Origin of the sequence: Aeoliella fuhlenseeensis (genome assembly GCF_052161615.1) — a bacterium.
In the GTDB taxonomy this organism is placed as follows: domain Bacteria; phylum Planctomycetota; class Planctomycetia; order Pirellulales; family Lacipirellulaceae; genus Aeoliella.
This window is the reverse complement of the sequence record NZ_CP197417.1, coordinates 5,038,957-5,058,935: the sequence shown is the minus strand read 5'-3', so window position 1 is coordinate 5,058,935 and position 19,979 is coordinate 5,038,957. Positions and strand designations below refer to the sequence as shown.

Below are 19,979 nucleotides of genomic sequence, written 5' to 3'. Positions count from 1 at the left end.
CAGCGCACTAAGCGTGCGATTCCGCGCGGCGTGCTCATGTGCACGCGCCGAGCCGCGTGCGAATTCGTCGGCATTTGTGCTGCTTGCACACTTCCAGGGTTGTGGCACGCGGGTTGCTTCGATTAACTTGCGCTTGTGAAACTGTCAGGCTGTCCCCGATCTTAAGCGCGAGTCGTGCCATGTTTGTTCCCGTCGATCTCACCAAATACGGAATCACTGTCAAGAAGATTCAACACAATCTATCGCCCCCCGAACTGTGCGAAATCGGTGTGGCGGACGATGGTGAGCAGCTTACTAGCAGCGGAGCCATTTTCGCCGACTCGGGTGAAAAGACTGGCCGTAGCCCCAAAGACAAACGCGTGGTTCGCGAGCCTTCGAGCGAAGACGACGTGTGGTGGAGCAACGTCAATATTCCGTTCTCCAACGAATCGTTCGATAAGAACCGACAGATTGCGGTCGACTACCTTAACACTTGCCCGCAGCTGTTTGTGCTCGATGGCTACGCCGGTTGGGATCCCAAGCGGCGAATCAAGGTCCGCGTGATCTGCTCGCGGAGCTACCACGCCCTGTTCATGCACAACATGCTGATCCGCCCCACCAAGGCGGAGCTCAAGGTGTTCGGCGAGCCCGACTACGTGATCTTCAACGCCGGTAAGGCCGACGCCGATCCTCGTGTCGAAGGCGTGGAAACCAAGACTAGCGTCGCCTTGAACTTCGCGACCGGCGAGTTCGTCATCCTGGGCACGCAGTACGCTGGCGAGATGAAGAAGGGCATCTTCACCGTCATGAACTACCTGATGCCCAAGCAGGGTGTGCTCTCCATGCACTGCTCGGCCAACGAAGGTCCCAAGGGAGACGTCTCGTTGTTCTTCGGCTTGTCCGGCACTGGCAAGACCACCCTGTCCGCCGACGTGCACCGCGCCCTGATTGGCGACGACGAGCACTGCTGGAGCGACGACGGCGTGTTCAACATCGAAGGTGGTTGCTACGCCAAGTGCATCGACCTGTCGGCCGAGAAGGAGCCGGAGATTTTCGGCGCGATCAAGTTCGGTACCGTGCTCGAGAACGTGGTGGTCAGTCGCGAAACCCGCGAAGTCGACTACCACGACTGCTCGATCACCCAGAACACGCGGGCCGCGTACCCCATCGAGTACATTCCCAACGCCAAGATCCCGTGCATCGGTGGGCACCCGAAGAATATCATCTTCCTGACCTGCGATGCATTTGGCGTGCTGCCCCCCGTGTCGAAGCTGTCGCCCGAGCAGGCGATGTACCACTTCATCAGTGGCTACACCGCCAAGGTCGCCGGCACCGAAGTCGGCGTGACCGAACCCGAGGCGACCTTTAGTGCTTGCTTCGGCGCCCCGTTCTTGGTGTGGCATCCTTCGAAGTACGCCGAACTCTTAGCCTCGAAGATGCGCAAGCACGGCGCGAAGGCCTACCTCATCAATACCGGCTGGAGCGGCGGCGCTTACGGCACCGGCGAACGGATGAGCCTGAAGTACACCCGCGCGATCATCGACGCCATTCACGATGGGTCGCTGGCCGACGCCGAGACCATGGTCGACCCCGTCTTCGGCTTCGAAGTCCCGGTGACCTGCGATGGCGTCCCCGACGGCATCTTGTTCCCGAAGCACACGTGGGACGACAAAGACTCCTTCGACGAAACCGCCGCGAAGCTCGCGGGCTTATTTGTCGAGAACTTCAAGAAGTTCGAAGAGGGAGCCTCCGATGCCATCAAAGCGGCGGGACCAAACGTCGCCGCAGCGGTGTAATAACGGAAAGATCAGCGCTAGCCGGAGGGCCAGGCCCTCCGCGCTGGCGTTCGGTCATAGTTACTCGCCGCCATGCGCCGAAGCCCCCTGCTCGGCGAACTTCGCCAGCTGCGCTGCAAACGCCGCCGCCCGTCCGCTGTCGCCATGGAGCACGGCGAGTTCCAGCAGCCGTCGTAAGCAACCCTTGCAGCAGACGTGCTTCAGCTCGCCGACCGGCAGCAGTTCCAATTCCGCGTACGCCTCGTCGCAGCGTCCTTGGTCGACAAGCTGCGTCACCAGGGCGACGCGGTACTGTTCGACGTGCGGGGCAAGGTACACCGCCCGGCGAAGCAGTGGTACCGCGGTCTCCGAGGGTTGTCCCAGCTGCAGCAGCGCCCGAGCGAGGGCAAACAGAGCCTGGTCGTCATCGGGAGTCTGCTCAAGCACACGCCGGCAAAGTTTCGCCGCTTCACGCCATTCGCCTAGAGAGCCCAGTCCCTGCTGCACCTGTATTGCCACCGTGGCGTCGAGTTCCGCCTCGCCCGCGAGCAATTCGTACGCAAATTTCGCTGGCTCCTTGTGGCCACATCGAGCGTAGCAGTCGGCGAGTACCAGTTGGCCCCTTTGCGTGAGAGGCACCAGCAGCTGGGCCCGCTCCATGTTGTCGAGCGCCGTGGCGAAGTCGCCCGCTTGATGAAGCAGCTCGCCGCGGAGCTGCCAAGCCTTTCCGTCGTCGGGCGCGCGAGCGAGCTCGACTTCGAGCACGTCGATCGCCCCTTTCAGAAATCCATGCCCCGCGAGATTGGTCGCCCGCTCGACCGCGGAGTTCGGCTGGGATGATTTTTCGCAGTCCATCTTGAGTTTTTTCGGGGCTTCGCGAAAAGTGCCGTGTTTTTGGAGGGTTTGGAGTCAGGAGATCATCTTGACACCCAGCCAACGGCGGATATCTTATTGTTATTGAGACGCAGTCGCAATACCTAGCTGGCAAGATGCCTCGCGACGAGATGTGTTAACAGGATTCACTAAGCCGAGTGCAACTTTGAGGAGTCGAGCGTAATGATGTGGCGAACTGTCAGCGTTGTTTGTTTGGTCGCGTGCAGCATGGGCGTTCACGCCGCGGCACAGCAGCCTATTGCGTTCACCGAAGACTTCGCCACGAGCACGTCGCAGTGGGCGACAGGCACTTACGGTGCTCCCAGCTATCAAGCTGCCGGTGGGCCCGATGGTAGCGGCTTCATCCGCAACGACTCGCTCACCTTCAACAATTTTACAGTTGGCTTTGGCGGCACTGCGACGGCGATTCTCTTCCGCGGAGAGAACAGCATCAACTCCAGCAACGACGCCTTCGTCGCCAACTGGATTGACGAAGGTTACACAAGCTTCTCCTACTTCTTTAAGCACAACGCTCCGGTTGCTCTCGAGCTTTTCACTCGCTTTGCGAACTCCGGCAACAACCGCGGGGCCTCGGTGACCAACGGACAGTTGGTTCAGCCGGGTGTGTGGACCGAGGTCGTCCTGGACCTCAACCGCGGAAGCAGCGAGATCATTTCTTATGGATCGGCGGGGTCGTTGGCTGATCCTTACGGAGCCGTCTTCGGCAGTGCTCACGGCGGCACAGGCATTGGCAACATTCAAATCAGCGTCAATCGCCCCGCTGGCCTCACCCCCGAGCAACTCGCCGCTCCGCTGATGTTCGAACTCGATAAAGTGAGCGTTCACGTCCCCGAGCCCTCCACCATCATGCTGATTGGCATTGGCATGCTCCTGGTGGCGGGTCGCCTTGGGCTTCATCGAGCTGTGCGTTAAGGAAGGTGCTCTGGTGCTCAACGCCCGAGATTCTCACATGTGCCGACACTTCGGTTGCCTAGCAATCACGACGGTCTTGCTGCTCGGCGGTTATACCGCCAGCGGCCAGGCCGCGCAGGTCGGCAGTTGGTCGCAACCATCGATGGATGTGTGGTTCTACGTCTACGGTGGGGCGGTTGGTGCGCGACGCCAGGGACCAACCTACAGTAATCTCCCCTTCCAGTCGGGAGCGTTCCTCCCACGAACCGCCGACGAGCCTGCTCGCTACGCAATGTCGCTCTTGGCGTTTGAGACCTCCGGGAATATCGAGCCATCGCTCGATCCTTCGCGCTACGTCATTGAGTCTGTCACCGTCACAGCCATGGTGCAAAACGGTACCAGCGATACTCAGTCGCTGCTCTACCAACCCTCGGCGAAGACCAACGCCCAGCACCTCGCCGAGTACGCCGGTGCGGGACCCTCGGCACAGCAAGCCATGGAACTGTTCGGCGTCGGCTTTCGGGGCGACCTCGAAGGCTTTGCCTTGGGGCCGGATCAAACGGGCGAGCGATTCGGCGAGTCGACGTCCCCCTATTCCGACTCGCTGGGTGGCTACGTGGCCTACCCTGTGGTGGGCGACGGGTCGGATGGCTATCGCGACGTTTCTAACAACGTGACCGGCGGATTCAGTGCCACCGAACCAACGGGCACCACCGCACCTTTTGACGCAACTCCATGGGCCATCGGCACTACCGACTTGGCACCTGGCGCCGCGGTGCCGAACTTCACCACATTCGAGTTCAATTTAGACTTGGATGCGAGCGGCGTGCGGGAGTATGTTCAACAGTCGCTCGCCGCGGGTTCGATCGGTTTCATGCTGTCCTCGCTTCACCCCACCGAAGAGCTAGGCGGCAGCGGTGCACCTCCCTACCCACAGTGGTTGATGAAAGAGTCGACGCCGGGCAACGGTGCCTTTCCGATTGCCGGTGCCGAGGCCGCCACGCTGACCATCACCTACAGCATCGCCAGCGATTTTTTGGCTGGAGATTTTGACGGCAATGGGTACGTCGATACCGGAGACTACACAACATGGAAATCGCAGTTTGGTCTTTCAGTGGAACCACCTGGAATTGGTGCGGACGGTAATAGCGACGGAGTGGTGAACTTGGCCGACTACACAATTTGGCGAGATAACCTGGGTGCGGGAACGCCTCCGGTGGGAACACTAGTCCCCGTCTCGGTGCCCGAGCCCGCGGGGGTCGTCATGACGTTGCTCGCGTTGGCTGGTGTCGCTGGTGCTCGGCACCCAAAGGTTCGATCTCACCGCAGCGGCCGCACGGCGTTCACGCTGGTCGAACTGCTGGTTTCGATCGCCATCATCGGTGTGCTGGTGGCGCTATTGTTGCCGGCGGTTCAGGCCGCTCGCGAGGCGGCGCGGCGAATGAGTTGCAGCAACAACCTCCGCCAAATCGGTATCGCGACCATCAACTTCCACGACACCAACGGCCACTTGCCACCCCCAAAGCTGGGCGACGCCAATACCACCACGCTCGGCAGCACGTGGGTGTTGCTCCTTCCCTACTTGGAGCAAGGCACTCGTTTCGACAGCTACGACACTACCAAGTCCATCTACGATCCGGTCAATTCGCCGGTCACGACCGGCACCATCGACACCTACCTCTGCCCGAGCATGAGGCTCCCGGCAAGCGCACCTGCCGACGGTGGAAAGCCGCTGGCCCCCGGCAGCTACATCATTTCGACGCGTACCGACTATGTCCCATTTACCAACAATGGCGCGTTCGGCGACGTGAAGAAGAATGGCCGCTACCGGCTGAGCGTGAAGAACATCCTCGATGGCACCTCGCGGACATTCCTCGCGGGCGAGATCAACTACGCCTTCGATCACTTGGAGCCCCCGACCAGCGTCGAAAAAGGGGGGACCGCCGGCAAGCGTTCGTCCTACGCCTGGGCTGAAGGGTACTGGCTGCAAGCCTGGGGACACATGGCCGCCTCGACACCTCAGATTTTCAACAACAGCGAGCAATACGTCGCCCCCGACAGCAGCCGCAGCTATCGTAGCGACCATGTGGGCGGGGTACAATTTGTCTACCTCGATGGCTCCGTCCACTTCGTCAGCGACGACTCGAACCCCGACGTGCGTCGCGCCATGGTCACCCGCGAGGGTGGCGAAACCGAACACCTACCTTAACTTGGCCGGCGCGACTTCGTCCGCTTCGCCTCTCTGCAATTCTTAGGATTTCCCTGATATGAACTCTCGGTTCTTGATTCGCGTTGCCACACTCGCCCTGCTGGCGACGCTCCCCACTTTCGCCCAGGCCCACTTCACTTGGCTTTCGTCCGACGACGAAGGTCGCGCGCTGTTGTTCTTCGGCGAGACCCCCGACCAGATGGACTACAAGCTGCCGGCTCCGCTTGCGAAGGCCAAGGTTCAGTACCAGGCGATCGGCGGCGAGCCCCAGGACCTCGCTGTTGCCAAGGTCGAAGAGGACGACTTCATCGGCCTGCGTAGCGAGCCCAAGGCCGTCGACACCGGCGTGCTTACCTCGCATTGCACCTACGGCAACTACCACGGCACGCTGCTGACCTACTACGTCAAGCACTACGCGGGCGACTTGGCTCAGGCCGCCCCCGCGGAGAACAAGGCCGCGCCCAAAGGCTTCGCCATCGATGCCCGTCCGTCGCTGATCGACCGCGGCGTGGCTCTGACCGTCACTCGCGATGGCAAGCCCGTCGAAGGAGCCGGCGTCACGCTGATCGATCCCTCGGGCGAGACCGCCGACAAAGAGACCGGCAAAGATGGCGTTGTGAAGTTCTACAACATCGCCGCGGGCAAGATTGGTTTCATCGTCGCGGTGACCGAAGATGCTGAGGGCGAAGTGGATGGCGACAAGTACACCAGCATCTCGCACTACCTGACGCTCACCACCAACATCGACGGTGCGAAGACTTCGGACGCATCGGTTTCGGACAGTGAAAAGGATGCCGCGGAGAAGGCCGCCGCAGAGAAAGCCGACGCCGCCGAAAAGGCCGCGGCCGCTGCCCCCCCCGTCCCCTCGGCCCTCACGCCACTGCCGCAAGGTGTGGCCAGCTTTGGTGCCGCGGTGGCGGATGGTTACGTCTACGTCTACAGCGGCCACATCGGCCCGGCCCACAGTCACTCGAAGGAACACTACTCGCAGAATTTCTACCGCCTGCCGCTTGAAGGTGGCGAATGGCAGGAACTGCCGATGGAGGGCCCGCTGCAAGGCCTCGCACTGGTGCCCCACGAAGGCAAGGTTTATCGCGTTGGTGGCATGCACTCGCGTAACAGCGAAGAGGAAGATACCGACATGAACTCGGTCGATACCTTCTCGGTGTTCGATCCCGAAACGAACAAGTGGACCGCACTGCCCAAGCTCCCCGAAGCCCGCAGCTCGCACGACGCCGTGGTGGTCGATGGTGTGATGTACGTCGTCGGTGGTTGGACGCTCGCCGGCACCGAGGATGGCGAGTGGCTCGAAACCGCTTGGAAGATCGACCTCAACAACGTCGACGCAGGCTGGCAGTCGATTACCGAGCCCCCGTTCCTCCGCCGCGCATTGGCCGCGGGTTATGCCGGCAACTCGCTGGTCGTCATCGGTGGCATCGACGAAGCGGGCGAGATCTCCCGAGAAGCCGACGCACTCGACCTTGAGTCGGGCGAATGGAGCAAGCTCCCCGAACTGCCCGGCGACGGCATGCAGGGCTTCGGCGTCTCGGCCTGGAATCACGAAGGCAAGCTTTACGTCAGCGGCAGCTCGGGCGTTGTCTACACGCTGTCGGACGACATGAAGGAATGGCAGGAAGTCGCCCAGCACGCCGACAAGCGTTTCTTCCACCGCCTACTCCCCGCCGGCGAAAACCGCCTGCTGATGATCGGCGGCGCCTCGCTCAAGCGTCGCACCCACGCGCCGGATAGCGAATGGGTCGAGCTGGGGGCGAAGTAAAATCGCTTCACGATTCCAACTAGCAATAAAAAAAACTAAGAAGGCGGGAGTTCGGTCGTCGAGCTCCTGCCTTTTTTTTGCGCGCCCATGGAAGGACTGAGCCTGCCTTTTCGTGAGGCCATTGTTGGTGGGATCTGACGTTCGACACCATGCGTCTGCTGAAATGCGTTCCCGCTTCGGTAGTAGGAAGCAATCGCGTTCATCGGGTGTCCTTCTTAACTCTCGTGTAACCGCGGCCATTGCATGAACTCGGTGAAGCGGTCGCAGACTCGCGAGAGCTCGCCAGTTTCGTGGTCGTGGAACAAAACTTCAGGATCGCTCTCAGCGGGGTCGATTAAGTATCCATTCCCGAAGCCGTCGTCGGCGAACGCGAAGTACTTTTCCACGTCTGGCCATGCGAAACTTACTGACTCGCCATCCGCTGGCTGGTAGAAGGCGATGTACCATCGATTTTGCTCGGCGGCATCTAACACGGCGGCCACGTCAAAGTCCGTTCGATTCAACTCCTGCTGATCGCGGTAGAGCGATTCCACACAGGACGGGAGCGGCCGGCCAAAGTGCGCCTGAACGGCAGCGAAATCGGGATGATGCAGCCGGTGCTGAAATCGCCGCGCGTGCTCATGGAGCTGCTGTTTCGAAGGGCGTTCCAACCAGTCCCGGGCAAGCAGGATCGAGACGGGGAGGGCGATGTAGATTAGCGTCACTACGGTGATAAACAGAATAATGTCGTACACGGTCGCAACCCCTTTCATCCCACTATGACCCACCGAGGCCGCAGCGTTTATGTCCGTCCGCTCCAGGTGCCTAGAACGCCTTCACTTCACCTAGTGGACTTCCATCTAAGCAATTCTAGCCCACGAATACGGGCTTAGATCGGCAGCACGGGCCAATCACTCTTCAGAAGTATCGAAGAAGCTTGTTTGTAGAGGGCCCCCGCGGAGAGCAGACACGTAGGGCTATAATTCCGGCTACTTGGCCTTCCTCTCGGCCGTTTGTGGAACAGATCACTCTCACCGAGCACGTCGTCCGCGGTGCGCGACGTGTGGTACTTCTCAGAAAGTCGCGGGGAAAGAATGAACTTGCCGTGTCGCAGCGGCACGGATACTCTGAGGACGCCCCTCCGGCCTTGCGTGTTCCGTCCAGGAAGGATGCTGCGTCATGAAGTCGCTGACGTTCTCGCTCTTAGCCGTGACTCTCCTACTGGGACCTTCACCAGCGTTTGGCCTGGGCATGGAGCAGTTCGGTTCCGCCTTGGAGATAGGGCACCCTAGCGCGGAGCAGCCAGGCTGGCCCGCGGGAATGATCAAAGTGGTGGACCACAACAGTCGCATCTACTCCACGTGGGTAAATGGCGGCGAGAACTTCTACTTCAAGGCCAACCCGCGAGAGCTACGGGAACTCGTTGAGCTCTTCTCCGAAATGCGACTTCGCGATCATGTGATCACCATCAAGCCGGGGCCACTCCGCACCAAGTCTTTTCATGGTGAAGGGATTGTTTGCAACGTAACTCTGGAGCATGCCGGTGGACTTGCCCGCGCGATTGAGCAGAGGCGTGGCTCTGTGGAGACCTTCGAGCCAGCGCTAGCGATCTACGTCGATCCTGACGCTTCCCGCGACTGGTGGGAGAAGGTGCCCATTGCAGATCAGCTTTGCATTAGGAGCGAAGTAGATGGATGGCCGATCGCAAACGCTATCGAGCCACCAAAGCGATCTCTTCAGTTCGCCAAGTTAGCGTTTAAGGACGCGCAACCGAAGTTGGACTTCCGAGACTGGAGAAACGTTAGCGTGACCCTGTGGGACGATGCCGAGAAACCAGGGATACCGCTTGGCGATGTCAGTCCGCAAGGGGAATATCGCGTGGCGTTGTCTGCGGACGAACGGAAGCAACTCCAATCGGGCGAGACGTGGCTAACGCTCACCGTCGGCGACCATCTCGTTAAACCCTGCCCTGACGATTGCAAACTAGGTCCGAGTTACCTGGTGAGCGATCTAGAGCATGCGAAGGTGTTTGAGATTACGGAGCCTCGGTAAGCGGTGGCTTTGGTGATGCCAATTCGTTGCTCTACCTAGTTCGCTTAAGCCATCCGCGGGACAGAGCGTCGGTCGATGAAGCCGAGGCAGTTGGCGGAGCTTTGAACCTGACCGAGGTGAGCTGCACCGACGCGCGTTCGGAAGTTCCATTCCAGCCAGCGGTTGTGACAACCTCGCTCGTTTGAGCGGCGAGCTTTGACGCGTCGGTCTTGGCCACTTCTGCGCCGTAGTCAGAAATTTCCTCAGATGGCGGGCCATGCATCCGCCTTAAATTGGCCCTCCAGCTAATCGAAATTAGCAGTGAATGCAGATCGCGTGCTATGTGCTTAGAAACACCACTTTGGGTACGTCGAGATTTCAAGCTGCCCCGGGGCGGCCGCTTTTCAACGTCTTGCAAACTGGGGGGGTAAATGAGTTTGTTGTATGTACGTAATACAGCTGATAAACTGTCGTTAGCAAGCTGGAATTGTTCCTGGTTATCTTCGAAAAGCACTCTGAACGGATGCCTACCTCACCAATTTCCTACCCCAGTAGGCGTTCCTGTCTGCTGATCAGATTGATCGCCGCTTTTGTGCTGTTGCCTGCACTTCCTCATGCAACTCGTGCGAGCGTGATAATCTACGCGATCGGCACGCCGAGACCACCCGTTGAATACCCAGAGCCCCGTGGAGCGTATCCGGGTAGTATTGAATCTATCGTGCGAGACACGGTTCAAGGGCTGGACTTCCTTCATGCCGGCTGGACGCGCGGGATGAGTTTTGATGAAGTGTCATCGCAATTGGCGCCCGGCGGTCAGTTCGAGGGGTTCCGATACGCCTCGACAAACGAAGTCTTGCACTTAATTGACAACAACGGGTTTTCCGTGAGTCCCTGGTCACCGAGCGTATTGTCATTGGGGCCCGATTCGCGAAGGACAGAGGGGACGCATCAAGGCGATCAATTGTCCGAACTCGTCGATATGTTCGGGTTCACACGCATTCAGCAAATCGGCAATCGCTATCAGGTCGTCGGATTCACAGACACCTTCGTCATAGACGAATTCGAACGAAACATGCCAATTAGAGTCGTGCTAGATGACAACCCTGGAACGAACATCGACGATGACGACGGCGTGTTTTTAAGCTTCAATATGGAAAGAGGGGAGGCGTATGAAACAACCGCGTCCTGGTTGGTTCGAACCACGCCAACTGCTGGCGATTTCAATGCCGATGGCATCGTGAACTTAGCCGACTACACTGTGTGGCGCGACAATCTCGGTGGTTCCGAAGCGACGATTATGGGTGTCGGAGATAACAGCAACCCCGATGTTACTATCCAGGATTACTACGTGTGGCGGGACCATTTTGGTGATACCCAAGCGGCTAGCCCATATCTTACTGACAGCATAGTCGCTCCAGAGCCGACTTCCTTCGCACTGAGCGCTGCGGCAGTATTCTGCCTTGCTGTGATACGCAAACGTTATTGATCAAGTAGGAATCAACGCTCATCGGTTACGTCAGTTCGTATTTCCATCTCTTAATGTGTAATATTCTTACTCTTCGGTAGAGCCTTTCCGCTAACTGATCTTCTTCTGCCAACCGCGCTCATGTGGCCGGCATCGAACAGACAGCGGTACCGAGACCGACGCAACGTTGCTTTGATCGGATCAACTCGCAGCGGCTGGACCACCTGAGTTGAGTTACGTGCGACGCCAATTAACAGAGGTGTCCATCTCGATGACACACCTCGTGCAGTTTCGCAGATTCCTTGGTAACATCGGTGTGCCCAACCGCCGTCTGTTGACCCAAGTTCTACGCGGCTGAAGTGCACATCACCTCAGCGAAATATCGCCAGGCTCTACGACGCTTCGGCGTGAAACGCCGAAGTCACCTTCATCCCCACGCGACTGAGAGCCTTACACTCAAGGCTCCGCAGTACCGCAGCCCGAGGACGTCGGCACCCAATCGCACGCTCATCAAGGTTGGCAGAACGCCCAAGCTAAATCGCCGCTTGAATCTGCCGCACGCCAACTTGCAAACTTAAGATCACCAACCACAGGCTGGCACCGAGATCCGTGAGGCGGAACCAGGGCGGGGCGATTGGCATCCACAGTGTGGTCTGGTGAATGAGGGCGCCGAGGAACAGGGCGTAGAGGCCCAGGTAGACGATCAGATTCGCGGTGACGACTAGCAGGCGAAGTTGCGACGGGACGCGGTGCTGAATAGCGAGCGTCGACCCGAGCATCAGCGTCCCCACGCCCACCATCACGGGGGCCATCGTCACGAACTGCGCCGCCGTTATAAACGTCAGCCCCGTGACCAACAGCCACGGTACGGTCGCGGAGGGAAGGCTCTGGAGCACGTCGGCGATGGAGTCGTTGCGGTTCATTCCTCCATGCTGATTAAACCAGCTTGAGCCGTAAAGCAACCTCCGCGCGAGATTCTCTGAAATTGCGGTTCAGCTCGTGCGGGTTATGCGCTCCAGAGAAACTAAGCGGCGCGTTATCCCTTGTAGCCGATGTCGCAAGACTTCGGGCGCACCTCGATCACCTCCCGAACTCTCGCGAGTCCGGCTACGGGACATAAGACGCTGCTCAACCTTCGGCGACTTCGCCTTCGCTCGTCGGCGAGGCGGGAGCGGGCGGGGTGGGTTTGCGCTCCGAACCCGTACCCGGCACCAACCGCGGGCTCGGGTTCGCTTGCTCGATGATCTCGCGGAGCTTTGCCCCGTCGATCACTTCGACTTCAATCAGCGCGTTGGCAATCGCATCGAGGGCCGGGCGGCGCGACTCGAGGATGCCCCGCGTGCGATCGAGCTGCTCGTCGATGATTCGCTTCACTTCCTGATCGATCTCGCGGGCCGTTTGCTCGCTGTAGTAACGCGTCGCAGGTCCTTCGCTGCCGGCGAGAAACATGCCACGGCCACCTTCGCGGAACTTAATCCGTCCCAGGCGGCTCATGCCGTAGTCCATCACCATCGCGCGGGCCGACTCGGTCGAGCGCTCGAGGTCGCTCGTCGCGCCGTTCGCCACGTCGTCGAACACGATTTCTTCCGCGATCGTACCGGCGAGGCAGACCTGGATGTCGCTCTCTAGTTGGCCGCGGGTCATCATGAAGCGGTCTTTCTCAGGCCGCTGCATCATGTAGCCGAGCGCGCCCAGACCACGCGGAATGATCGAAACTTTGTGCACGGGGTCGGTATTGGGCAGCGAGTACGCCACCAGCGCGTGGCCAGCCTCGTGATAGGCGAGGCGGAGCTTCTCGTCTTCCTGAATGATGCGGCTTCGCTTCTCCAGGCCGACGCTCACGCGCTCGACCGCTTCGTTGAACTCTTCCATGCCGACTAGCTCTTTGCCGTTGCGGGCAGCGAGCAACGCGGCTTCGTTGACCATGTTTGCCAGGTCGGCACCGACGAAACCGGCCGTAATGGCGGCAAGCGCCTTCACGTCGACATCGGCGTCGACTTTGATCTTTTGCAAGTGGACTTCGAGGATCTCTTCGCGGCCACCAACGTCGGGGCGATCGACCAGCACGTGGCGATCGAAACGACCGGGCCGCAGCAGCGCGGGGTCGAGCGTCTCGGGGCGGTTCGTCGCACCCATGACGATCACGCCACTATTGGTGCCGAAGCCGTCCATCTCGACGAGCAAGGCGTTGAGCGTTTGCTCGCGCTCGTCATGGCCACCCAGATTGCCGCTGCCGCGGGTTTTGCCCAGGGCGTCGAGTTCGTCGATGAAGATGATGCAGGGAGCCTTCGCCTCGGCTTGCTGGAACATGTCGCGAACACGCGCGGCACCGACGCCGACGAACATCTCCACGAAGTCCGAACCGCTGATCGAAAAGAACGGCACGCCCGCCTCACCCGCCACGGCTTTGCCGAGCAGCGTCTTACCCGTACCGGGAGGGCCGACCAGCAGCACACCACGGGGAATGCGACCACCAAGCCGCTGGTAGCGCTCGGGGTTCTTGAGGAAGTCGACCACTTCGCGAAGTTCGTCGACGGCCTCTTCGATGCCGGCGACGTCGTCGAACGTGATTTCAATGTCTTCTTGAGCGTAGAGCTTGCCGCGACTGCGACCAAACGCCATCGGCGAACCCGCTCCGCCCATGCGGCGGATCATGAACACGAACAGGCCGACGATCACCATCATGATCACCAGCGCCGGCAGGTAATTCATCAGCGGGCTCTCGGGCCGCTGGGCTTGCCAGTCGTTGAACTTGTTCTCGCGCAGCAAAGTCACCAGCCCATCGTCGGGGACGCGGTAGGTGCGGAATCGCTTCTCCTCGGCCTTGGTGGCGGTGGGGTCGAGCTTGGCGCCTTTGCCGGTGGCGCGGATCAGTTCTTCGACCACATGACCGGTCACCAGATTTTCGCCGACTACCAGGTCACGCAGGGCGGACAGTTTGTACTCGTAAGTGACATCGCCGTCCTTACGCTCGACGATGATCCAGGCTGGATGGCGATCGGCTTCGGGGCCATCGGTGTCGACGGTTTTGCTAGCAACGATGAGTCGTTCTAGGTCGCTCGACGAAATATCGAGCTGCTTTCCCGAGGCCAGCATGCCAACGATCAGCATCAGGCCAAGGCCCACCGCCACCAGGTACCAGACAAAGTTGCCTCCCCCTTGGTTGGAGGATTTGCGGTCGGAATTGGGGGAGTTAGAAGGGTTTTCCATCGATTCCTCGCCACGGGCGGCAGGCTAGCGACTTGACGGGTTAGCCACAGGTGGGCGGGGGCCGCGAGTCGGGGGTGTGTGCTACGGTTGTCCTACATAGCTAACGCACAAGGTGTGCCAATGGTTCATGGTAGGGGCATTCGAGCGTGGGAGCAACGCACGGCGTCCCGTCCCAGCTTGCTGCTAAATGCCACCCCTCTTAGAATGACGTGCAAATGCCTAAACGTCTATTTGCCATACCCTTAAATCGCCTCTTGTCATGCCCCCAGCGGCCGGCCGAACAGCCGCAAGTGTTGCAATCCCCATAAACGCTCCCAGCGACCAAGCGGCGATTCGCACTCGCGAGTCGCCGCTTGGTCGTTCACCCCCAGGCCAGCGATGCCGACCGGCAGCGACAAATCCTCCACCGCTCCTTCCGCCACCAAGCGCGTCGCCGTGCTCGGTGCCACGGGGAGCGTCGGCGCGAGCGCCCTGGAGGTGATCGCCGCCAGCCAGGGACGCCTCACAGCCATCGCCCTCTCGGCACATCGGAAGTTCGACCAACTCATCGAGGCGGCCATCGCCACGAAGCCCCGCTGGGTGGTGGCGACCGATGCCGTGGCGGCCAAGAAGCACAACTGGCGCAAGCTCCCCAAAGGGACCGAACTGCTCACCGGCTGCGAAGCCCTAGACGAGGTCGCTGGCCACGCGGATGTCGATACCGTGCTCGCCGCGATTGTCGGTAGCGCCGGCCTCCGGAGCACCCTGGCCGCCGTCGAAGCCGGCAAAACCGTGGCCCTCGCCAACAAAGAAACCCTGGTCGCCGCCGGACCCCTGGTCACTCAGCTGGCTCGCGAGCGGGGTGCCACGCTGCTCCCCGTCGACAGCGAGCACAGCGCTATTTTCCAAGCCCTGCAGTGTGGAAAGCCCTCGGAGGTCGAGCGGCTGGTCCTCACCGCCAGCGGCGGTCCGTTCCGCACATGGAGCCACGACGGGCTCCGGCAGGTCACCGTCGACGAGGCCCTCGCCCACCCGACCTGGGACATGGGTCCGAAAATAACGATTGATTCGGCCACGCTGATGAACAAAGCCCTGGAAGTGGTCGAGGCCCGGTGGCTTTTTGGGTTGCCCGCCGACCGCATCCGCGTGATGATTCACCCGCAGTCGGTGGTCCATTCGATGGTCGAGTTCGTCGATGGCTCGGTGATTGCCCAGATGAGCCCCCCCGACATGCGGCTCCCCATCCAATACGCCCTGGAATATCCCGATCGTCGTCCCGGAATTGCCCCAAGAATTGACTGGACCCAGCGAATGACGCTGGAGTTCGAACCCCCGGACCCCGAGCGGTTTCCTGCCATCGAGCTGGGCTTTCGAGCCGCTCGCGAAGGGGGAACTGCGGGCGTTGTGGTGAACGCTGCGAACGAAGCCGCCGTAGGACAGTTCCTAGGCGGTGAACTACATTTTACCGAAATCGTTCCGGCATGCGTCAGCGTGCTGGAGTCGCATCCTTATAGTCCCTCGCCCACGCTGGAAGAGCTCGAAAAGCTCGATCGCTGGGCCAGGCAGGAAGTTGAAAATTGGGTATGTGCGTAAACGTCGCAACCGCGTCTCTCCTCACCTCCGTCAGCGTTCTGGGCGAGACATCCACCAACTGGCTCCCCATCGTGCTGGCCATCCTCGCCGCTGCGGCAGGCCTGGGCTTCATCATTTTCGTCCACGAACTCGGCCACTTCATGGTCGCCAAGTGGTGCGGCGTGAAGTGCGATAAGTTCATGATCGGCTTCGACATCGGCGGCTACAAAGTCGGCAAGCAGATTGGCGAGACTTACTATGGCATCGGCATCCTGCCCCTGGGTGGTTACGTCCGCATGCTCGGCCAGAACGACGACCCTCGCATGAACGAGGAGCAAATCCGCGAGAGCGAAGCCTCGGTCGGTCAGGCCGGCGTCGAAACCAAAGAGATCATCGGCCCGCGCGGCGAGAAGCACCTGGTCGACGCCCGCAGCTACATCGCGAAGAGCGTCCCCCAGCGGATGGCCATCATCTCGGCCGGCGTGATCATGAACGTGATCTTCGCCTTCATCTTCGCGGTCATCGCGTTCCGTGTCGGCGTCCCTTCGATGCCCAGCATCGTCAGCGCCACCGATCCAGGTGGACCGGCGTGGGAAGCAGGCTGGCAAGCGGGCGACCAGATCGTTCAGATCGACGACATTAAGAACCCTTGGTACGACCAGCTTCAACAGTCAGTCGTTCTCTCGGGCCGCGACGAGCCAGTGACGTTTGTCGTTAAGAAGGCCGACTCCGGTGAAACCATTACCACCGAAATTCAACCCTCGCGCGAACGTCAAAAGATCGCCCAGGTCGGTGTGCAGAGTCCCATTTCGCTGAAGCTCAGCGACGACGAACCGACCGTTAAGTTCGCCCCCGCCAATAGCGTTAAGGACAAGATTCCCGCCGGCAGCACCATCGTTGCCGTCGATGGCACGAAGGTCGCCTCGTGGCGCGAGTTCGAAGCCCTGCTCGCCGCGAAAGCCGATCAGCCGATCGAACTGACGCTCCAGCCCAAGTCCGAGAAGGACAAGACCGCCGAGCCCGTCACGGTTCAAATCGATGCCAACCCCACTGAGTACGTGGGCATGGTGATGAAGATGGGCCCGATCGTCGGCGTCCAACTAAATTCCCCCGCCGCCAAGGCCGGCCTCAAGGAAGGCGACGTCATCACCGCCATCAACGACAAGCCGATCGGCATGGATGGCGACACCGTGGGTTGGGACCCACTCACGCTCGGCGACGAACTCGGCAAGCTCGGACGGACGGGCGAAACCGTCACCCTCTCCGTCGAGCGCAGCGAAGAAGGAAAGCCGACGAGTCTTACACTCCCGGTCGAACTCCGCGAAGCCAATTGGATCGAGGCCCCACTCTCGGACAAAAGTCCCCTGTCGATTCCGGCAATGGGCGTTGCGTATTACCTGACTAACGAGGTGGTCGGCGCGCTTCCCAGTTCTCCCGCCGCCGCTGCCGACTTGAAGGCCGGCGATCAGGTGGTTTCCGCCAAACTCGTCGTCGATGAGAAGTTTAAGGACGAGTACCAGTCTTCCGATAAGCCATTGGAAATCAACGCCGAAATGCCGGCGATGGCCTCGCTCTTCAAGCACGGCCTCCAAAACACCCCGCCCGGCACCAAGCTCGAACTCGAAGTGATGCGTGGCGATGCCAAAGAGCCGATCAAAGTCGCGATCGACATTGCCTCCAGCGACTCGCAGTTCGAACCTAAGCGTGGCCTCGCGCTCACGCCGGTGCTCGAGACTCGCCGTGGCGAGACCCTCGGCGAGCAGATGTCGATGGGCCTCACCGAAACCGGCCGCGCCCTCACCAGCGTCTACCGCTTCCTCCAGCGCCTGGTGACCAACGACATTCCCGTCGGTGCCCTCGGCGGTCCGATCACCATCGCCCGCGCCAGCTACATGCAGGCTCTCGAAGGCCCCGGCAAGTTCCTGCTGTTCCTGACGCTCATCAGTGCAAACCTGGCGGTGGTCAACTTCCTGCCCATCCCCGTGCTCGACGGCGGCCACATGGTGTTCCTGGCGTACGAAGGCATCTTCCGCCGTCCCGCCAACGAGTACTTCGCCGGCGTACTGAACCTCGCCGGCCTCGCGCTAATCGTCTGCCTGATGGTCTTCGTCTTCGGCCTCGACCTGGGACTGATCAACCGCAACTTGTAGCGCGAACGACCTGTGGGAGGGCTCTCCGAGCCCCGATGCAGCCGCACACACTTCACCCTCCCGCTCGCCGGAGATCCGCCCCTGCGTGTCATTCCGACAGGAGCTCCGCGACCGAGGAATCTTGCTTGAAGCAGCCAATGCTCAGCCACTTCTGAACGCTCGAACTACGGACCGCCCCCAGTGACCACGTGGCTCCGCGCGGCAACGTAGATTCCTCAGTCGCTCCACTCCTGTCGGAATGACTCGATAGGAGGCGGCACAGCTCCGCGAATTGTCCCCTCATGCGGAATTCCGCGGCCCGCCATTCGGCATACTTTACCGACAATTTCGATCCGCCCGGCCGAAATTTGCGCGAAACGATGTTGTATTCGCTGCGTAGGGGTATACTGTGGCATCGGGGGCAAGCCGATGTTTCACCCAGCCAACTCCTCGTCTCGCCGTGCAACATTCCATCGCTCCACGCCGCCGACCCGCCGCAGGCTTCACGCTGGTGGAGCTGCTGGTCGTCATCGCGATCATCGGCGTCCTGGTCTCGTTACTACTTCCTGCGGTGCAACAAGCCCGCGAAGCAGCCCGGCGGATTCAGTGCACGAATAATGTGAAGCAGCTTGCACTCGCCGTACAGAACTACGCGTCGACGAACAAAGTGCTGCCGGCCGCGGGCCATTTCGGAACGATGGGAGATGCGGTCTACTTCGATGGCAGCGATTGGCGCGTTGATCTGCGGTCGGGCACCAATCAAAACTGGATCTACGATCTGCTCCCCTTCATGGAACAGCAGAATATCCACGACCAGATCGACGACACGAAACACGTCACGCAGGCACCCGCTACGGTGTTGGCGTCCCCTCCCGATTCGCTCCTCTGCCCGAGCAGTCAGACCTCAGGCCGCTTGTATCAAACGCAAGCGGGATTCGGCACCGCCGGAGTCTCGATCGGTAAGGCGAGTTACGCCGCCTACTCAGGTCCATTTCACATCGACTCAGTTCGACATACCGGACCCATTGGCCTCTACGGCATGTCGCTCAAACGCATTACTGATGGAACCAGCCTCACGCTGATGCTCTCGGAGGTTCGCTCCCGCGAAGAGATGGCGGATCAGCGCGGTGCTTGGCTACTTCCATGGTCGGGGGCCACTCTGTTGTCGATGGACTTTCATCCCGAATACTACAGCAAAGCCAACGAGGAGAGCACCTCGGCATCTTCGCTAAGCTACGAAGCGGATAAGCGATCACTTGGGAACACGCAAGTGCCGAATGGTCGCCTGCCGGACGTGCTGTACGACTGCCCCAACAGCGCGGCGGCACAGTTGGAAGGTATGCCCTGCAATACGCAATTCGGCCGCAATCGCACGATGGGCTACATCTCCGCCGCACCACGGAGCTTACACACCGGTGGAGTGACGGCCGGCTTCGTCGATGGGCACGTTGAGTTTCTGGGGGAGGATATCGACGAGTTCGTGATGCTCTATATGATTAGCGTGTCGGATGGCCAAGTGATAAGCGGCCGCTAGTTCGACGCGGGCATCCACGCTGGTTTCTGGTAGGCGACTGATCTCATGGCACAGGACGATCGCTCTTCGCCTTATCGAGTCGTGGGCTCTATAGCCTTGGTAGTGGGCCTATTGCTCACGGGGACTGGAATAACCTGGAGTTACCTCGTACCCAGCTCCGCCTTCTGGACCGAATCGGACGCAAACGCCTACACCGAAGCCACTGCGGCCGTCCACGCGGCCATCAGCCGTCCCGCAGATAGCCCAGGAGATACTTCACCAAATTCGGCGCAGGAGCAGTTGGAGTCTGCCAAGGCGAAACTCGCAGAAGTCGAGAATCGGCTTGAAACGGCAAGGAATCGGCAAAGATATGGTGGGCCAATCACTTCCCTGATTGGACTAGTTCTCGCCATTACCGGCGTAGGCCTCCTCCGCCACGGCCAGCAGGACGGCTAATCCGCCACCCTGGACTCCCGCCCCTTTTCTTCCGATGATGGGGGGTCGGTTTACCCCTGCCTGCGGGTATCCTTGCCGGCCCTGACGGGCTAGGCTCGCCTACGATACTCCCAACTTCGA

General features: G+C 60.4%; 14 protein-coding genes. 10 read left to right on the top strand and 4 right to left on the bottom strand.

Annotation, left to right across the window (positions count from 1 at the left end):
• Positions 1-179 precede the first annotated feature (179 nt).
• Entirely contained in the window at positions 180-1,775 is a 1,596-nt protein-coding gene (gene pckA / locus SH292x_RS19795; RefSeq protein WP_442482753.1) for a phosphoenolpyruvate carboxykinase (ATP), read from the top strand.
• A gap of 60 nt (positions 1,776-1,835) precedes the next feature.
• On the opposite strand, the gene SH292x_RS19790 is transcribed toward pckA, so the two are convergent.
• The gene (locus tag SH292x_RS19790; protein WP_442482752.1) at positions 1,836-2,609 is read right to left on the bottom strand and encodes a tetratricopeptide repeat protein; all 774 of its coding nucleotides are present in this window, start codon (positions 2,607-2,609) and stop codon (positions 1,836-1,838) included.
• A gap of 201 nt (positions 2,610-2,810) precedes the next feature.
• Here SH292x_RS19790 and SH292x_RS19785 point away from each other — a divergent pair, with 201 nt between their 5' ends.
• The 3 genes from SH292x_RS19785 to SH292x_RS19775 are packed head-to-tail and all read left to right on the top strand — an operon-like array spanning position 2,811 to position 7,525.
• Positions 2,811-3,560, top strand: coding sequence for a PEP-CTERM sorting domain-containing protein (locus SH292x_RS19785; RefSeq protein WP_442482751.1), 750 nt, complete (start codon positions 2,811-2,813; stop codon positions 3,558-3,560).
• A gap of 37 nt (positions 3,561-3,597) precedes the next feature.
• Positions 3,598-5,748, top strand: coding sequence for a DUF1559 family PulG-like putative transporter (locus tag SH292x_RS19780; RefSeq protein WP_442482750.1), 2,151 nt, complete (start codon positions 3,598-3,600; stop codon positions 5,746-5,748).
• Between the two features lie 58 nt (positions 5,749-5,806).
• Positions 5,807-7,525: a Kelch repeat-containing protein gene (locus SH292x_RS19775; RefSeq protein WP_442482749.1), complete on the top strand. Its 1,719-nt coding sequence runs from the start codon at positions 5,807-5,809 to the stop codon at positions 7,523-7,525.
• A 215-nt stretch (positions 7,526-7,740) separates the two neighbouring features.
• On the opposite strand, the gene SH292x_RS19770 is transcribed toward SH292x_RS19775, so the two are convergent.
• Positions 7,741-8,259, bottom strand: coding sequence for an SMI1/KNR4 family protein (locus SH292x_RS19770; RefSeq protein ID WP_442482748.1), 519 nt, complete (start codon positions 8,257-8,259; stop codon positions 7,741-7,743).
• 424 nt (positions 8,260-8,683) lie between these two features.
• On the opposite strand from SH292x_RS19770, the gene SH292x_RS19765 reads away from it, so the two are divergent.
• Both SH292x_RS19765 and SH292x_RS19760 read left to right on the top strand, forming a co-directional pair.
• On the top strand, positions 8,684-9,556 hold the full coding sequence (locus SH292x_RS19765) for a hypothetical protein (RefSeq protein ID WP_442482747.1): 873 nt from the start codon (positions 8,684-8,686) through the stop codon (positions 9,554-9,556).
• Between the two features lie 556 nt (positions 9,557-10,112).
• Positions 10,113-11,021, top strand: a complete 909-nt coding sequence (locus SH292x_RS19760; RefSeq protein WP_442482746.1) for a hypothetical protein — start codon at positions 10,113-10,115, stop codon at positions 11,019-11,021.
• A gap of 512 nt (positions 11,022-11,533) precedes the next feature.
• Here the strand turns inward: SH292x_RS19760 and SH292x_RS19755 are convergent.
• Complete coding sequence (locus SH292x_RS19755) at positions 11,534-11,923, bottom strand: hypothetical protein (RefSeq protein ID WP_442482745.1); 390 nt, start codon at positions 11,921-11,923, stop codon at positions 11,534-11,536.
• 205 nt (positions 11,924-12,128) lie between these two features.
• Entirely contained in the window at positions 12,129-14,210 is a 2,082-nt protein-coding gene (gene ftsH / locus SH292x_RS19750; RefSeq protein ID WP_442482744.1) for an ATP-dependent zinc metalloprotease FtsH, read from the bottom strand.
• A gap of 378 nt (positions 14,211-14,588) precedes the next feature.
• Between ftsH and dxr the strand changes: the two genes are divergently transcribed.
• From dxr to SH292x_RS19730, 4 genes are all read left to right on the top strand, one after another.
• Positions 14,589-15,782 carry a 1-deoxy-D-xylulose-5-phosphate reductoisomerase gene (gene dxr, locus SH292x_RS19745; protein WP_442482743.1) on the top strand — a complete coding sequence of 398 codons (1,194 nt, stop codon included), beginning with the start codon at positions 14,589-14,591 and terminating at the stop codon, positions 15,780-15,782.
• Positions 15,773-17,911, top strand: a complete 2,139-nt coding sequence (locus SH292x_RS19740; RefSeq protein WP_442482742.1) for a site-2 protease family protein — start codon at positions 15,773-15,775, stop codon at positions 17,909-17,911. Before dxr ends, SH292x_RS19740 begins: the two co-directional genes overlap by 10 nt.
• Before the next feature lie 439 nt (positions 17,912-18,350).
• Positions 18,351-19,424, top strand: coding sequence for a DUF1559 family PulG-like putative transporter (locus SH292x_RS19735; RefSeq protein WP_442482741.1), 1,074 nt, complete (start codon positions 18,351-18,353; stop codon positions 19,422-19,424).
• Positions 19,425-19,469: 45 nt separating this feature from the next.
• Entirely contained in the window at positions 19,470-19,859 is a 390-nt protein-coding gene (locus tag SH292x_RS19730) for a hypothetical protein (RefSeq protein ID WP_442482740.1), read from the top strand.
• Positions 19,860-19,979: the final 120 nt, after the last annotated feature.

What these genes read in the sequence shown, in the direction of transcription:
- ftsH (WP_442482744.1), bottom strand. Translation starts at nt 14,210, where the DNA reads ATGGAAAACCCTTCTAACTCCCCCAATTCCGACCGCAAATCCTCCAAC.
- SH292x_RS19740 (WP_442482742.1), top strand. Translation starts at nt 15,773, where the DNA reads ATGTGCGTAAACGTCGCAACCGCGTCTCTCCTCACCTCCGTCAGCGTT.
- SH292x_RS19755 (WP_442482745.1), bottom strand. Translation starts at nt 11,923, where the DNA reads ATGAACCGCAACGACTCCATCGCCGACGTGCTCCAGAGCCTTCCCTCC.
- SH292x_RS19785 (WP_442482751.1), top strand. Translation starts at nt 2,811, where the DNA reads ATGATGTGGCGAACTGTCAGCGTTGTTTGTTTGGTCGCGTGCAGCATG.
- SH292x_RS19730 (WP_442482740.1), top strand. Translation starts at nt 19,470, where the DNA reads ATGGCACAGGACGATCGCTCTTCGCCTTATCGAGTCGTGGGCTCTATA.
- pckA (WP_442482753.1), top strand. Translation starts at nt 180, where the DNA reads ATGTTTGTTCCCGTCGATCTCACCAAATACGGAATCACTGTCAAGAAG.
- SH292x_RS19790 (WP_442482752.1), bottom strand. Translation starts at nt 2,609, where the DNA reads ATGGACTGCGAAAAATCATCCCAGCCGAACTCCGCGGTCGAGCGGGCG.
- SH292x_RS19780 (WP_442482750.1), top strand. Translation starts at nt 3,598, where the DNA reads ATGTGCCGACACTTCGGTTGCCTAGCAATCACGACGGTCTTGCTGCTC.
- dxr (WP_442482743.1), top strand. Translation starts at nt 14,589, where the DNA reads ATGCCGACCGGCAGCGACAAATCCTCCACCGCTCCTTCCGCCACCAAG.
- SH292x_RS19765 (WP_442482747.1), top strand. Translation starts at nt 8,684, where the DNA reads ATGAAGTCGCTGACGTTCTCGCTCTTAGCCGTGACTCTCCTACTGGGA.
- SH292x_RS19775 (WP_442482749.1), top strand. Translation starts at nt 5,807, where the DNA reads ATGAACTCTCGGTTCTTGATTCGCGTTGCCACACTCGCCCTGCTGGCG.